The following is a 15,184-nucleotide window of genomic DNA, read 5'->3' as shown; positions in this document are numbered from 1 at the left end:
GAACGGTTCAAGCGGGGCGTGGTGGCATCGCCAGGCCGCCGCCGGGACCGGCCGGTCCGCATGGGCCGGGGCCCGGCGGGCCGGGGCCGGATCAGGGCCGGACCGGTTCCCGGAGCATCCGGTCGACCACCCCCGCCGACGCGTGTCCGTCGTCCAGGTCGCAGAAGTCCCGGCGAAACGCCTCGTACGCCTGCGCGTGTCCCCTGGTGGCCCGCTCCGGGTCGCGCAGCGCCTCGACGAGTCCGGCCGAGCCGGGGATCAGGGGGCCGGGGGCGCGGGTCTCGAAGTCGAAGCAGAAGCCGCGCAGGGTGTCGCGGTAGTGCGCCAGGTCGTAGGTGTGGAAGAGCATCGGGCGGCCGGTCTGGGCGAAGTCGAACATCAGCGAGGAGTAGTCGGTGACCAGCGCGTCGCTGATCAGCATCAGCTCACCGACGTCCCCGTAGCGCGAGACGTCGCGGACGAAGCCGCTGCCGCTGTCCGGCAGATGGTCGGTCACCAGATAGTGCCGACGCACCAACAGAACGGTGTCCGCACCGAGTTCACGCTCGGCCACGGCCAGATCGAGCCGCAGGTCGAGGGCGTAGCGGCCGCCGCCCCGCGGCCGGTCGTCGCGCCAGGTCGGCGCGTAGAGCACGACCCGCCTGCCCTCGGGAATGCCGAGCCTCTCGCGCACCGCGGAGGCGACCTTGGTCCGGTCCGTGGCGTGGAACAGGTCGTTGCGGGGGTAGCCGCACTCCAGGACCTCGCCCCGGTAGCCGAACGAGCGCCGCAGGACGGGGGTGGAGAAGCGGTTCGGGGAGACCAGGAGGCTCCACTGGCGGGCGCGCTGCTCGATGGTGGCGATATAGGCGGCGTTGGCCCGCGCGGTACCCGCGAGGTCGAGACCGATGCGCTTGAGGGGGGTGCCGTGCCAGGTCTGGACGACACATTGCCCCTCGCGCCGCTCGAACCACTCCGGCAGCTGGGTGTTGGTGACGATGTGACGGCTGCTCGCCAGCGCCTCGTGCCAGGCGGCGGAGCCGTGCTCGACGGCCGTGGCGCCCTCCGGGATCCGGGCCTGCTGGTCGCGCACCACCCACAGCTGCTCCAGCCCGGTTCCCCGCCGGGCCACTTCCTCATGGATCGCGCGCGGCGAGTCGGAGTACTGACGGCCGTCGAAACTGCTGTACAGCACGGTGTCGCGCAGCGGCACGGACCGCCGGCCCCGGTACGCCTCGCGCAGCAGCCGCTTGCCGCGCGGACCGCGTTCCGCGGCGGTGAGGACCGATGCGCAGTCGATCAGCAACTGGTCGTGGAAGCGCCGTTCGATGACGTACCTCCGGCCCGCGAGGGTACGGGCCGCAGGCAGGGTGCGGTGGGCGGCGGCCGGGATGCGCAGCGGGGTGCCGCCGGTGTCGTCCCGCGCGCCCTTCTCGCGGAGGAAGAGGTACCAGTGGCCCTCGCCCAGCGGCAGTTCCCCGCCGGGCACCTCGACGGCGTCCGGCCGGAGCACCGCCCCGAACCGGCGTGATCCGGCGGCACCGGAGAGGGCCAGGGGGAAGACGGCCTCCTCGCCGTGCCCGCTGTGCCGGGCCACCAGTTCGACGGGCCGGTCCGGGTCGCCCGGGTAGGTGCCCTCCAGGAGGAGCTGCCCGTTCTCCGTCCAGGTCGCCAGGTCGACGGCCGGCTGTACGGTGCGGTCGCTGATCAGCAGGTTGCCCCGGGGGCCGGCGGTGAGACCGAGTTCGCGCCGCTCGTCGCCGTGCCGGCCCAGCGGGTAGCGGCCCGGCAGGACGGGCCCCGGCACATCGATCGGTGTCCGGCGGCCGTCCGGGCCGACGAGATGCAGGCTGTAGGAGACCTGCGCGGGCGCCGCCCCCTCTCCCGTTCCCGGCCGGGCGTCGGCGAAGGCGCCGAGCGGGACGTCCGCGGTGAAGCGCCGCCAGCCCGCCGCCGAGGGCACGGTCCCCTCGTGCACGGTCACCGGACGGTCGAAGGAGGTCCCGGAGGCCCGGTGGGTGAACGCGAGGCGCAGCGGCCCCGCGCCGAGGCGGTCGCGGATCATCCCGTCGATCACCACGGTGGCGTCGCCGTCGCCCGTGTCGCCCGCGCGGTGCGTCTCGAAGCGGGCGTCGATCCGCTCGGCGTGCAGCACCAGCCTGCCGCCGTCGAAGGCGGGCACGATCCGGTGGTCGCCGTCGGGCCGGTGCACGGGCGGTGGTGCGGCCGCCTCGTTCGTCGAGAGGCTTGAGCGGCGCAGCATGCCGTGCCCGGCGATGCCGATCTCCAGGCGCCAGGTGAGCCGTTCGAGACTGCCGCCCGCGTCGATGCGGAGCCTGGCCGGGTCGATGACGGTCTCGAAGCCGGACCGGTCGTAGTCGTGCAGGCTCTGCCGGGACCGGGCGGTGGCCTCGGGCTCGACGACCGTGCGCAGCCGGAGCGGCACCACGTGCCGCCGTCCCGCCCGCAGCCACCCGGCCCGGAACTCGCTGCCGCGCGAGGTGGCCGGCAGGTTCCGGATGTACGCGTACCCCTTGAGGTGCAGCCTGCCGTCCCGCCAGCGGGCGTCCCGCAGCCGGGCCGTGAGCGGCAGGTCCCGGTCGGTGACCCGCAGCACCGGGCGCGGCACCGGCCGGGTGAGGGCCGGGAAGGAGGCGCTGCGGCGCCGCACGCCCCGTACCGCGAACGCGCCCGGCTCCGCCTTGTCGTAGGCGAGCAGCGCCAGCAGTTCCTCGGTCCGCCGCTCGCGCACGAGGTGCCACATCAGCCGCAGCCGCAGCGGGAGCGCCTCCAGGACGGCGGGGTCGACCTGGTCGGTGAACTCGTTGGCGTAGGTGAGGAAGGCGCGCCGGTACTCCTCGTCGCCGTCGGGCAGGGCCTCCATGAAGTACCAGAGGTCATGGGCGAGGACGTGCGCCTCGTACTGCCGTTTGTCGGCGGCGCCGCGGTGCTCGTCGAGGAAGGTGGAGACGCCCAGTACGTGCGAGGCCCGGTCCTGGACGCCCCGGACGACGGCGCGGCGGGTGGTGATCGAGCCCTCCCGGTCGCGCCAGTGGTACACGGCGTCCTTCAGCACGTCGACGGAGCGGGCCAGGAAGTGGGCGGGCAGGACGACCGGGATGTCCTCGTACAGGGCGCCGACCGGGAAGGCGAAGGCGTGTTCGTCCCAGAAGGACCGGCGGAACACCTTGTTGCAGGCGATCCGGTCGGCCGCGAGGTCCCAGTCGCGCGAGATGTGGGTGCGCAGCCGCGTCGTCGCCATCGGCTTGCGGAAGTTGGGTGACTGCTGGAGCCTGCCGGAGGCCCGCAGCCGCAGCACGTTGCCGGACGCGAAGTCCGAACCCGTCTCGTCCAGGGCGCCGATGAGGAGTTCGTACGCGCGCGGCGGGAGTACGTCGTCGCTGTCGACGAAGGCGAGATGGCGGGCGTCCGGATCACTGTTGCGGACCCCGGTGTTGCGGGCGTGCCCCAGTCCGCCGTTCTCCTGGCTCACCAGCCGGAACCGGCCGTCCTGCGCGGCGAACGCGGCTGCCAGGGCCGCGCTGTTGTCGGTGGACCCGTCGTCGACCATCACCACTTCGAGATCGGCCATGGTCTGCTCCGCGAGGGACTTCAGGCAGTCCGTCAGATAGAGCTCGACGTTGTGGACGGGTACGACGACACTGAGCCGTGGCGGCATGTTGGGCACGTCCGTTCATCGGGGCCTGGTTGTCCGTACGGCTCAACCCCGGGGACGGCCGGGGGTCACCGGTTGCGGTCTCTCCCGAACGGGTGACATCGCTCGCGCCGCGTTGCCGGTCGGGTCTACCTCGCGTCGCTCAGGAACAGCCGCCGCACCACGCGCTCGGCAGCGTGCCCGTCGTCGTACGGGCAGAAGCGCCGCCGGAACGCGGCCCGCAGCTCCGTCGTCCGCGCCGAGCACCACTCGCCCGTCCCGAACAGGTCCAGGAGTTCGTCCTCGGTGGTGGCGACCGCGCCCGGGGTGTCGCCGGGGCGGCCCGAGAGCAGATCGAAGTAGGTGCCGCGCGAGGCCCGGTAGGCAGCCCAGTCCGGGGCGTGGCTGATGATCGGGCGGTCCAGGCAGGCGTAGTCGAACATCAGCGACGAGTAGTCGGTGATCAACGCGTCGGATACCAGGCAGAGTTCCTCGACGGACGGATGTCCGGTCACATCCATCACCCGGGCGTTCCCCAGCCCCGCCGAGCGGCCGTAGAAGTAGTGCGCGCGGACCAGCACCACGTACTGCGGCCCGAGTTCGCGGGCCAGCCGGTCCAGGTCGAGGTGGGGGACGAAGCCCTTGCGGTAGTCGCGGTGGGTGGGCGCGTACAGCAGCACGGTCCGGTCCGGGGGGAGGGCGAGGCGCCGGCGGATCGCGGCGGTCTGCTCCGCGGTGGCGGTGAAGAAGATGTCGTTGCGCGGGTAGCCGAGGTTCAGGTGCTCGTAGCCGGAGGGATAGACCCGGTCCCAGATCTCGGTGGTGTGCGGATTGGCCGAGAGGGAGAAGTCCCACTGGTCGGCGTGGGCGACGATCCTCTCGAAGCTGATGCCGTGGGTGAGGGCCGGGTAGGGGCGCTGGTCCAGGCCCATGGTCTTCAGCGGGGTGCCGTGGTGGGTCTGGAGGTAGCGCTGACCGGGGCGTTTGGTGAACCCGCCGGGGAAGCTGGAGTTGTTGATCAGATACGTGGCGGTGGCCATGGCCCGCCAGTAGGCGCGCGAGCCCTCGATGACGTACGGGATGCCGGGCGGCACGCGATCGCGATGACGGGACGAGACGGCCCAGACGCCCCGGATGTGCGGGGCCAGTTCGAGGGCCTTGGCGTGGATCGCGGCCGGGTTGCAGGCGACGCCCCGGTTCCAGTAGGCCCCGTACACCGCGAGACGGGGGTCCAGGGGACGGTGCAGGTCCATGCGGTACGCGGCGCGCATGACGCGGGCGCGGAGCGTCTTCCTCCGACGGAGCAGCACGGCCCGGGTGCGGGCGCGGCCGGTGCGGGCGGCCTCCCGGGCCCGCTCGACCGCGTAGCCGCCGGGGAGGCCGGCGGCGCGGTGGAAGGCGGCGCGGTCCTCGGGGGCGATCCGGCCGGGGTCGGCGAGGACGGCACGCAGATGGCGGGTGCGGGCCGCCCGGACGCGCGGGTCGTGGCCGGTCTCGGCGAGCAGCCGTTCGTACGCGTCGAGGATCGCGAAGTGCCGGCGCCCCGGGGTGGTGGCGAAGGTGCCGGTGCGGCGGACGCGGTGGCGGACACAGATCCGGTCGAGGGTGGCGAGCGTGCCGGCGTCGGAGGCGAGGAGGGTGGCGCGGAGGACGGGGAGGACGTCCTCGTACGGACCGTCGGTGAAACGGAGGCCGTGCGCGGTCCAGAAGGCGCGGCGGAAGAGGCGCGGGGTGGTGGTGGAGAAGGCGTCGGGCACCGGCTCCGGGGACGTGACGTCGCCCCACCAGTCGACGCGGTCGTGTCCGAGGAGGAGCACGTCCGGCTCGCTCCCGGCCGGGAGTGCGTCGATCGCTTCCAGGGCGCCCGGTCGCAGCAGGTCGTCGTCGTCGAGGAAGAGCAGATACCGGCCGCGCGCCTCCGCCGCCCCGGCGTTGCGTGCCGCGCCCGCGCCGTGGTGCCCGGGGAGGGTGAGCACCCTGGCCCTCGGGTCGCGCGCCGCGAACTCGGCGGCGATGCGGGCGCTGCCGTCCCGGGACCCGTCGTCGACGACGAGCAGTTCCGGTCCGCCGCCGGCCCTGCCGAGCACGGACTCCAGGGTGGCCCGGAGATATCCCTGAGCGCGGTGGACGGGCACGACGACACTGAGGAGCATGGCAGCCGAGCGTAATCGCGCACTCACCGCGCGCCGAATCGCCTGTTCACCCGTTCGGGGCAGTGCCGGTGACCGGGGGCGTCCGCCCCGGTTGACCGGACATGAAGCCGCGCCTCAGTGTCGTCGTCCCCGTCCACAACGTCGAGGACTGTCTGGAGGACTGCCTGCGGTCGGTGGCCGGACAGTCGGTCACCGACATCGAGGTGGTCCTCGTCGACGACGGTTCGACGGACGGCAGCACCGCTGTCGCCCAGGCCTTCGCCGCCCGCGACCGCCGCTTCCGCTATGTCCGCCGGCCCAACGGCGGGCTGAGCGCGGCCCGTAACACGGGCGTACGGCACACCACGGCGGACGTGCCGTACCTGGCGTTCGTCGACAGCGACGACGTCGTCGTCCACGACGCCTACGAACGGATGCTGGCCTCCCTGGAGTCCACCGGCTCCGACCTCGCGACCGGCAATGTGTGGCGGCTGGACGAGCGGGGGCGGCAGCAGGCCTGGCAGTACCGCTGGCTGACCGCCACCCGGACACGCACCCACATCAGCCGCGATCCTCGGCTGCTCGCCGACCGGGTCGCCTGGAACAAGGTGTTCCGGCGCTCCTTCTGGGACCGGCACGCCTTCGCCTTCCCGGAGGGGAAGCTCTACGAGGACACCCCGGTGATGATCCCGGCGCACTTCCTGGCGGGCTCGGTCGACGTGCTGCACGAGCACGTCTACTACTGGCGGGTGCGGGAGGGGTCGATCACCCGGCGGCGTACGGATGTCCGGGGCGTACGGGACCGGATCTCGGCGTGCGAACAGGTCAGCGCGTTCCTGGCGGGCAGGGGCGGGATGGCCAACGGCGCCGCGCGGCGCCGCTACGACCTCTCGTGCCTGCGCGACGACTTCGTGTACTTCCTGGAGGGGCTCACGATGGGCGGGCCCGAGTACCGGGACGCGTTCATGGCGGGCGCGGGGGCGTTCCTGGACCGGATGGAACGGATGGACGGGCCGGCCAGATCGGGCCGGGCCGTGGCGCACGAGCTGCCGGCGGAGCTGCGGATCAAGTGGCGGCTGGTGAAGGAGCGCAGGCTCGCGGAGCTGCTCTCCGTGCTCGCCTTCGAACGGGCGAACGGCACCGGAACGTTCATGGTCGGCGGCGTGCCGGGGCGGCGGCAGGCCGGATTCCCCGGCGTCCCTGTCAGCACCCGGCCGGCCCGTGCCGATCTCCCTGCCGTGGCCCGGCTGCTGGAGGCGCGGTGGGACGACGACGGGAAGCTGCGGCTGCGCGGATACGCGTACATCCGCAATCTGCCGGCCGCGTCGTCGCGTCAGTCGCTGAAGGTGGGCATGGTCCGCTCGACCCATGGCCAGCAGCTGCGGACGGTGCCGGTACGGAACGTCCCCTCGCCCGAGGCGACCATCGACTCCGGTCAGCAGCTGCACAGTTACGACCACTCCGGCTTCGAGCTCACACTCGACCCGCGCCGGCTGCGGCCCGGCGGCTGGCTGGTGGGCATGATGGTGGCCGCTCAGGGCACGGTCCGCCGGGTGGCCGTGCGCGCCGTGGAGGCGGGGGCCGTCCAGCCGCTGGTCCATGACCTGGGCGACGGCCGGCGGGCCGTGCTCGACTACCTGGGCGGCCGGCTCCGGTTGACGCTGGCCCAGCTGCCGGCCCGGTGCGAGGACCGCCGTATCGGCGAGGACCTGGAGCTGACCGGCCGGCTGTACGGGAGCGCCCGGCCGAAGGCCCTGGTGCTGACCTGCGAAGGGGTGCGGGACCAGGAGTTCGGTCACCCGGTCGAGTGCCGGGCGGATGGTCGTTTCACGGTACGGATTCCGCTCGCCGACCTCGCCGGGATGGCAGCCGCCTCACCGGCACCGCACCGGGCGCCGCGCGAGGTCGAGCCGGAGCCGGGCGGACGGTGGCGGGCCCGGCTGGTGCTGGCGGACGGGTCGCGGGTACCGCTGGCCGCGGCCCCGGAGGCGGCGCCGCCGGTCGTGGCCGACGCGGCGGGCGAACTGGTGCTGGACCTGAGCGGGCAGCCGTTCGTGGACGGGGCCGCGTGGACGGCGGAGGGGGCGCTGCGGATGGAGGGGATGACCGGGGCCGGGGCGGGAGTGCGGCAGGACGACGGCCCGGACGACCGGCTCGTACTGCGGCACGAGGCGCTGCGCGTGACGGTGACGGTCCCCGTCACGCACGAGGAGCCGCGCGCCGGGGCGTACGGCGCGGCCGGCGCCGGAGCGTCCGACGGGACGTTCGAAGAGGCGTCCGAAGGGCCTGGCGAGGGGGCCTGCGCGGCTGCCTGCGAGGGGCGCCGCTTCACCGCGTTCCTCGCGCCCTCGGTGGCCGCGGGGCTGCACGAGGGCCGCTGGGACGCGTATCTGGGCGGCCGGCCGGTCCGGGTGCTGACCGCGCTCGGCACCCGGCTGCCGCTCCACCGCACCGGCGCGGACGGCACGGCCCCCGCGCCCCGCCGGGAGTTCGCCCTGGACCGCAGGTTCGGCGACCGGCTGACCGTACAGGCCGGGTCGGTGCTCGCGGTCCCCGAGCGGGGCGCGTACCGCGGGGCCGAACTGCGCGGGACGTACTATCCGGCCCGGCGTGCGCTGCCGCTGCGGGACGCCGTGCTCTACACGGGCGGCGACTCGCCGCGCGCCGTCCACGCCGAACTCGTGCGCCGGGGAGTGGAGTCGGAGCACCTCTGGGTCACGGACGGGCTGCACGGGCACACCCCGGCCACCGCCGTCCCGGTCATCGAGCACAGCGCCGACTGGTACGAGGCGCTTGCGCGGTCCCGCCGGATCGTCACCGCCGACCAGCTGCCCGAATGGTTCGAGCGACGGCCCGGCCAGACCGTCGTGCAGACCTGGCACGGCACCCCGCTCGGCCGCTTCGGCACGGACCTGGGCGGCACCCTGTACGCCGACCACCACCAGCTCGCCTCGCTGCCGCACCGGGCCGCCCAGTGGTCCGTCCTGGTCTCCCCCAGCCGCCGCTCCACCCCGTTGCTGCGCCGCGCGCTGGCCTACGGGGGCGAGGTCCTGGAGGCGGGCTCCCCGGCCAACGATCTGCTCTTCGCGGCCGACCGGGCCAAGACCGCCGAGCGGGTACGGCGCAGGCTCGGCATCCCGGACGGCCGCCAGGTCGTGCTGTACGCGCCGACCTACCGTGACCAGCTGGCCCAACCGCCCGGCACCGGAGGCGGGCGGCCCCGCTACCGCTGGGATCCGGCGCTCGACCTGGCCGCCCTGGCACGGTCGCTCGCCGACGGCCACACCCTGCTGGTGCGGCGCCACCCGAGGGTGACCGGGAGCGTGCCCGAGGGGCACGGCGTCCGGGACGTGTCGGCACACCCGGCCGCCGCGGAACTGCTGCTGATCGCCGATGTGCTGGTCACGGACTACACCGGGCTGATGTTCGACTACGCGCACACGGGCCGCCCGATGCTCTTCCACACCTACGACCTGGAGCACTACCGCGACACGGTGCGCGGATTCTGCCTGGACTTCGAGACGCGGGCGCCGGGTCCACTGCTCGTCGGCACGGACGAGATCGCCGCGACGCTGCGCGACCCGGGCACGCTGGCCGCGTCCGCGGCATGGCATGCGGAGGCGTACGAGAGCTTCCGCCGGGACTTCTGCGACCTGGACGACGGCGGGGCGGCGGCGCGGGTGGCGGACCGGCTGCTCGCCGAGGGGTAGGACCCGCCCGGCCCGGGTTCCCGCCCTGCCGGGCTTCCCGAGGGCTGTCCCGTGATCCTTCAGCCGGACCGGTTCTTGAGCGCGGCGACCGCGGATGCCGCCAGGTCGTCGAGGTAGCCCTTGGGCAGCGGGGAACGGACGACGGCGAGCCGCCAGTAGAGCGGGCCGACGATCAGGTCCAGGGCGCGGTCCGGGTCGCTGTCCTCGGGCAGTTCGCCGCGCGCCACGGCGTCCCGCACGACGACGGCGGCGATGCCCTGCTGCGGGTCCAGCAGGGCGGCCTTGATCGTGTCGGAGATCTCCGGACTGCGGGCCGCCTCGACCAGCAGGTCCGGGATGACCTGCGAGGCGACGGGATGGCGCAGGGCGTAGGAGGCGAGCTCCAGTACGGCGCGGACGTCCCCGTACAGCGAACCGGTGGCCGGGGCCGGCATGCCCTGGACGGCGACGGCGGAGACCAGGTCGAGGACCAGGGCCAGCTTGGACTTCCAACGGCGGTAGACGGCGGTCTTGCCGACGCCCGCGCGCCGGGCGATGCCCTCGATCGACATCCGGGCGAAGCCCACCGCTGCCAGCTCCTCGAAGACGGCGCTGCGAATCGCATCGGTGACGTCCTCGCGCAGCACGGCGGCTCCGGCGGGGACACGGCGGCGGGTTCCCGGGTCGGTGGTCATGGCCGAATCATAGTCCGTAACGACGAAACGGTTGCGTTGCGACGCGGATGCGCCCTACCCTCGGCGTTGCGACGATACGGTTCCGTCCCGTCGGTCGTCGCGTTCCCGCCCTCCCGTCGAAAGCGATCGTGGTGAGCCAGACAACAACCCCAGCGGCCCCGGCCGACACCCCCGCCGGTGCTCTCCTCCCGGTGTACGCGCCGGGTGAGCTCGCCGCGCTCGCCGCCCGCCACGGCCTGACCATGAGCGGGGCCCGGCCCTCCCTGGGCGCGTACATCCGGCAGCTGTGGGGGCGGCGGCACTTCATCACGGCGTTCGCCACCGCCAAGCTCACCGCCCAGTACAGCCAGGCGAAGCTCGGCCAGATCTGGCAGATCATGACCCCGCTGCTGAACGCGACGGTCTACTACTTCATCTTCGGCGTCCTGATGAACACGAAGCGCAACATCGAGGACTTCGTTCCGTTCCTCGTCACGGGCGTGTTCATCTGGACCTTCACCAGCAGTTCGATCACCGCGGGCACCCGCGCGATCAGCGGCAACCTGGGTCTCGTACGGGCCCTGCACTTCCCGCGCGCCTCGCTGCCGATCGCACTCGCCCTCCAGCAGCTCCAGCAGCTGCTGTTCTCGCTGGGCGCGCTGGTGCTGATCCTGGTGGGGTTCGGGCAGTTCCCCAGGCCGTCCTGGCTGCTGGCGGTTCCGGCGCTGTTCCTTCAGGCCGTGTTCAACACCGGCGTCTCGATGGTGGTGGCGCGGCTGGCCGCCCGGACGCCGGACGTCGCCCAGCTGATGCCGTTCATCCTGCGCACCTGGATGTACGCCTCGGGCGTCATGTGGAGCGTGGACAGGATGCTCGCGGGAGACCGGGTTCCGCACTTCGTGGTGGTGATGCTGGAGTGCAATCCGGCCGCCGTCTTCATCGACCTGATGCGGTTCGCGCTCATCGACAGTTTCGGCGCGTCCCATCTGCCGCCGCATGTGTGGGCGATCGCCGCGGGCTGGGCACTCGTGTGCGGGGTGGGCGGATTCGTGTACTTCTGGCAGGCCGAGGAGCGGTACGGACGTGGCTGACAACGTGACCGACATCAACGAACGGGTACCGACCGTCGTCGTGGACGACGTCCACATCACGTACAAGGTCAACGGCGCCCGCACCGGAAAGGGCAGCGCCACCTCGGCGCTCAGCCGGATCGTCTCGCGCCGGCAGGCCCCGGGGGTGCGCGAGGTGCACGCCGTGAAGGGAGTGAGCTTCGCCGCGCACAAGGGCGAGGCGATCGGTCTGATCGGTTCCAACGGCTCGGGCAAGTCGACGCTGCTGAAGGCGATCGCCGGCCTGCTGCCCGCGACGAAGGGCCGGGTGCACACCCAGGGCCAGCCCTCGCTGCTCGGGGTGAACGCGGCGCTGATGAGCGATCTGACCGGCGAACGCAATGTCGTCCTCGGCGGCCTCGCGATGGGCATGACGCGGGCCGAGATCCGCGACCGCTACCAGGGCATCGTCGACTTCTCCGGCATCAACGAGAAGGGCGACTTCATCACCCTGCCGATGCGGACGTACTCCTCCGGCATGGGCGCCCGGCTGCGGTTCTCGATCGCGGCCGCCAAGAGCCATGACGTCCTCCTGATCGACGAGGCGCTGTCCACCGGCGACGCCAGGTTCCAGCGCCGCAGCAAGGAACGGATCGTCGAGCTGCGCAAGGAGGCGGGCACGGTCTTCCTGGTCAGTCACAGCAACAAGTCGATCACCGAGACCTGCGACCGGGCGATCTGGCTGGAGGCCGGGACGCTGCGGATGGACGGTCCGGCGGACGAGGTCGTGGCCGCGTACGAGAGGTTCACCGGCAAGAAGTAGGTCGTAGCGGCGGGCGATAAAGTCCCCTGCCGCACAACGGGCTCGCGCTCGAACCGCCTCGGGGCAGGCGGGACTTCACGGACACGGCCCAGGGGGACACATGCAGGACGGCGTACCGGGACCGCTGCGGGCGGACGACCCGCGGGAGATCTCCGGCTACGCCCTCCGGGCCCGGGTGGGCGAGGGCGGGATGGGCAGCGTCTATCTCTCGCACACCCGGGGCGGCCACCCCGTCGCCCTGAAGGTGATCCGCCGGGAGTACGCGCGGGACGCGGAGTTCCGGGTGCGGTTCGCCCGTGAGGTGGCCGCGGCCCGCCGGGTCTCCGGATACCACCTGGTGCCCGTCGTCGACCATGACGTCGAGGGGCCGCGGCCCTGGCTCGCCACCCACTACGTCCCCGGGCTGCCGCTGGACGCCGTGCTCGGCGCGCACGGGCCGCTGCCGACGGACGCGGTGCTCCGGCTGACCGGCGCCCTCGCCCGCGCGGTGGACGCCGTCCACGCCGCCGGGGTCATCCACCGGGACATCAAGCCCGGCAATCTGCTGCTCGCCGCGAGCGGCCCCTGGCTGCTGGACTTCGGGATCGCGCGGGCCGCCGGTGCCCTGACCCTCACCACGGCGGGGCGGCTGATCGGCAGCCCGAAGTACATGTCGCCCGAGCACGCGCTGGGCCGGGACCTCACCCCCATATCCGATGTTTTCGCGCTCGGGCTGCTGGCCGCCGAGGCCGCCACCGGGCAGCATCCGTACGGCCGGGGCCACGGTCTCGCGGTCGCCGCCCGGATCGCGGGCACCGACCGCGAACCCCCGCGCCTGGACCATCACCCGCGGCCGCTGCGGCAGTTGCTCGAAGACTGTCTGGCCGCCCGGCCCGAGGAGCGCCCCGCCGCCCGCGAGGTCGCCCGGATGTGCCGGGAGGCGCTCGGCGGGGACGACGGTCCGGGGCAGGGGGAGTTCACCTGCTGGCTGCCGGGCCCGGTGGCGTCGGCCGTGGCACGGATCGAGACGGCGACGCGGCCCCGCCCGTCCTCGTACACCCCCACCTATGTGCCGACCGTGCGTGATCCGATGGCCGCCGGCCGGCCCCGCCCGATCCGAAGAAGCCCCGACCGGGAAGGGTGAATTGACGGCCCGCCACCTATCGTAGGCTCCATCCGGTCGGATTTCGGTCACGCGAGCGGGGAGGCTCCCATCAGTACCGGCACGGGCGACATACTCACACCTCTGGGACCGGACGATCCGCGCGAGACCTCCGGTTACCGGCTGCTCGCCCGCATCGGCGAGGGCGGCATGGGGACCGTCTATCTCTCGCACACCCGCGGCGGCCAGGCTGTCGCACTGAAGCTGATCCGCCGCGAGTTCGGCGACGATCCCGAATTCCGCCGCCGGTTCGAGCAGGAGGTGCAGGCCGCCCGCCGGGTGCAGGGCTATCACCTGGTGCCGGTGGTCGACCACGACACCTCCGGCCGACAGCCCTGGCTCGCCTCGGCGTTCGTGCCCGGCATGTCGCTGCATTCGGCGCTCACGGACCACGGGCCGCTGCCGCTGCCCACGGTCTTCCGACTCATCGGCTGCACGGCCCTGGCGCTCACCGCCATCCACGCGGCAGGGGTCGTCCACCGCGATCTGAAGCCCGGCAACATCCTGCTCGGGGCGAGCGGTCCGTACGTCATCGACTTCGGGATCGCCCGCGCCGCCGACGCCACCCAGCTCACCCGCAGCGGCGGGCTCATCGGAACCCCGCAGTTCATGTCGCCCGAGCACGCCCTCGGCGAGCCGGTCGGACCGGCCACCGACGCCTTCTCGCTCGGTCTGATCGCGGCGCTCGCGGCGACCGGCCGCCATCCGTACGGAGCGGGCGGGGCGATGACCGTCGCCGCCCAGATCGCCAACACCGAGCACCGGCCGCCGCGGCTCGACGGCTATCCGCAGGAGCTGCGCCCACTGCTGGAACGCTGCCTGGCCGCCGACCCGCGGGCACGCATCACCCCCGCCGAACTCGCCGCTCTGTGCGAGCAGTCGGCCGGACGGCCGCTGAGCGAATCGGCCGACTGGCTGCCGGAGCCGCTCGCCGCCGAGATCGCCCGCCGCGAGCAGGCAGCGCAACTGCCCCCGCAGCCGGCGACGGACCCGGCGGCGGTGCCCACCTACCCGCCGGGCACGGGCCCGTCGCGCACCGGCGCCACCGCCCCCGCCGACCCGGTGCCGCCGGGTGCGCAGACCGGATTCGCGACGACCCTGCCCCACCAGCCGCCCACGCCACACACCCCGCCGCAGCCCGGCCACCCCACCGTGCCGCCGCCGGTGCCCGCCCCGGCTCCGGCGACCGCGCCCGCCCTGAAGTCCCGGAAGCCGCTGCGGGTCGCGGCGGCCGCCGGGGTCGCGCTGCTGCTGGTCGCGGGGACATGGGTGATCGCCACCCGCGGCAATGACAAGGGCGGCGACAGCACGAACGCCGACGTCAAGCACAGCGACCGGCCCTCGGCCCCGGATTCCGATCCCGAATCCGATCCGAAGCCGTCGGGCTCCCCCTCGTCCGGATCGTCCGCGCAGCAGAGCAGCTACAAGGTGATCTTCAAGGACCGGCCGTTCGCGCTGCGGGCACCCGCCGAGCCGAGTGTCATCGGAGTCGATCTCGACGAACCACGGATCTCGGGCCCCAGCGAATTCACCGACAGCGACGACGAGCTGGAGCTGAGCGAGGTGTTGGGCGGCAGCTGGACCTTCCGTACGCCCATGGGCAAGAGCGCCGGAGCCACCCCCGAACAGTGCCTTCAGGGCTCGCAGTCCGACGTCCTGCCGTCCGAGATCAGGGAGAAGGAACTCCAGCGCGGCCAGACCCTCCCGGTGGGCACCCGCCTGTGCACGGTGACGTCCGACGGCAATCTCGCCATGCTGAAGATCACCAAGGTGGAGAGGCGCAGCACCAACGATCTGCCGGACTACTTCACCGAACTCACCCTGTGGCAGCGGTAGAAGCACCGCTGCCGCGGCTCCGCAGCCGCGGCAGCACCCGCTCCCCCACAGCCCCGGGACGGGACGGGGCCTCGGCCCGCGGTCACGTCCGTCCGACGACAAGGGGCGGGGGGGGGGGGCGGGGGGCCCCCCCCCCCCCCCCCCCCCCCCCCCCCCCCCCCCCCCCCGGCCCCCCCCCCCCCCCCCCCCCCCCCCCCCCCCCCACG

Annotated in this window: 8 protein-coding genes; 5 read left to right on the top strand and 3 right to left on the bottom strand. The window is 73.4% G+C overall.

From position 1 onward, the window contains the following. Window positions 1–91: 91 nt before the first annotated feature. Together ACIOHC_RS00150 and ACIOHC_RS00145 are read right to left on the bottom strand one after the other, a co-directional pair. Window positions 92–3,658: a bifunctional glycosyltransferase family 2 protein/CDP-glycerol:glycerophosphate glycerophosphotransferase gene (locus ACIOHC_RS00150; protein ID WP_351073611.1), complete on the bottom strand. Its 3,567-nt coding sequence runs from the start codon at window positions 3,656–3,658 to the stop codon at window positions 92–94. Between the two features lie 125 nt (window positions 3,659–3,783). Then, the gene (locus ACIOHC_RS00145) at window positions 3,784–5,787 is read right to left on the bottom strand and encodes a CDP-glycerol glycerophosphotransferase family protein (RefSeq protein ID WP_351073575.1); all 2,004 of its coding nucleotides are present in this window, start codon (window positions 5,785–5,787) and stop codon (window positions 3,784–3,786) included. Window positions 5,788–5,888: 101 nt separating this feature from the next. Here ACIOHC_RS00145 and ACIOHC_RS00140 point away from each other — a divergent pair, with 101 nt between their 5' ends. Further along, window positions 5,889–9,476 carry a CDP-glycerol glycerophosphotransferase family protein gene (locus tag ACIOHC_RS00140; RefSeq protein ID WP_389638409.1) on the top strand — a complete coding sequence of 1,196 codons (3,588 nt, stop codon included), beginning with the start codon at window positions 5,889–5,891 and terminating at the stop codon, window positions 9,474–9,476. A gap of 59 nt (window positions 9,477–9,535) precedes the next feature. Here ACIOHC_RS00140 and ACIOHC_RS00135 read toward each other — a convergent pair whose 3' ends face one another. After that, window positions 9,536–10,150, bottom strand: a complete 615-nt coding sequence (locus ACIOHC_RS00135) for a TetR/AcrR family transcriptional regulator (protein WP_351073578.1) — start codon at window positions 10,148–10,150, stop codon at window positions 9,536–9,538. A gap of 128 nt (window positions 10,151–10,278) precedes the next feature. On the opposite strand from ACIOHC_RS00135, the gene ACIOHC_RS00130 reads away from it, so the two are divergent. From ACIOHC_RS00130 to ACIOHC_RS00115, 4 genes are all read left to right on the top strand, one after another. Next, complete coding sequence (locus tag ACIOHC_RS00130; RefSeq protein ID WP_351073580.1) at window positions 10,279–11,220, top strand: ABC transporter permease; 942 nt, start codon at window positions 10,279–10,281, stop codon at window positions 11,218–11,220. Beyond that, a complete protein-coding gene (locus tag ACIOHC_RS00125; protein ID WP_389638411.1) occupies window positions 11,126–12,001 on the top strand; it encodes an ABC transporter ATP-binding protein in 876 nt (291 codons plus the stop codon). The genes ACIOHC_RS00130 and ACIOHC_RS00125 overlap by 95 nt, the downstream gene beginning before the upstream one ends. A 100-nt stretch (window positions 12,002–12,101) precedes the next feature. Continuing rightward, window positions 12,102–13,124, top strand: coding sequence for a serine/threonine-protein kinase (locus ACIOHC_RS00120; RefSeq protein WP_401840719.1), 1,023 nt, complete (start codon window positions 12,102–12,104; stop codon window positions 13,122–13,124). Window positions 13,125–13,154: 30 nt separating this feature from the next. Next, window positions 13,155–14,978: a protein kinase gene (locus tag ACIOHC_RS00115; RefSeq protein ID WP_401841207.1), complete on the top strand. Its 1,824-nt coding sequence runs from the start codon at window positions 13,155–13,157 to the stop codon at window positions 14,976–14,978. Window positions 14,979–15,184: the final 206 nt, after the last annotated feature.

Origin of the sequence: Streptomyces sp. NPDC088252, from assembly GCF_044740965.1 — a bacterium.
In the GTDB taxonomy this organism is placed as follows: domain Bacteria; phylum Actinomycetota; class Actinomycetes; order Streptomycetales; family Streptomycetaceae; genus Streptomyces.
This window is presented reverse-complemented; position numbering and strand designations above follow the sequence as displayed.

Coding starts and splice junctions, on each gene's coding strand:
- ACIOHC_RS00150 (WP_351073611.1), bottom strand. CDS start 3,658: ATGCCGCCACGGCTCAGTGTCGTCGTACCCGTCCACAACGTCGAGCTC.
- ACIOHC_RS00145 (WP_351073575.1), bottom strand. CDS start 5,787: ATGCTCCTCAGTGTCGTCGTGCCCGTCCACCGCGCTCAGGGATATCTC.
- ACIOHC_RS00140 (WP_389638409.1), top strand. CDS start 5,889: ATGAAGCCGCGCCTCAGTGTCGTCGTCCCCGTCCACAACGTCGAGGAC.
- ACIOHC_RS00135 (WP_351073578.1), bottom strand. CDS start 10,150: ATGACCACCGACCCGGGAACCCGCCGCCGTGTCCCCGCCGGAGCCGCC.
- ACIOHC_RS00125 (WP_389638411.1), top strand. CDS start 11,126: ATGTGTGGGCGATCGCCGCGGGCTGGGCACTCGTGTGCGGGGTGGGCG.
- ACIOHC_RS00120 (WP_401840719.1), top strand. CDS start 12,102: ATGCAGGACGGCGTACCGGGACCGCTGCGGGCGGACGACCCGCGGGAG.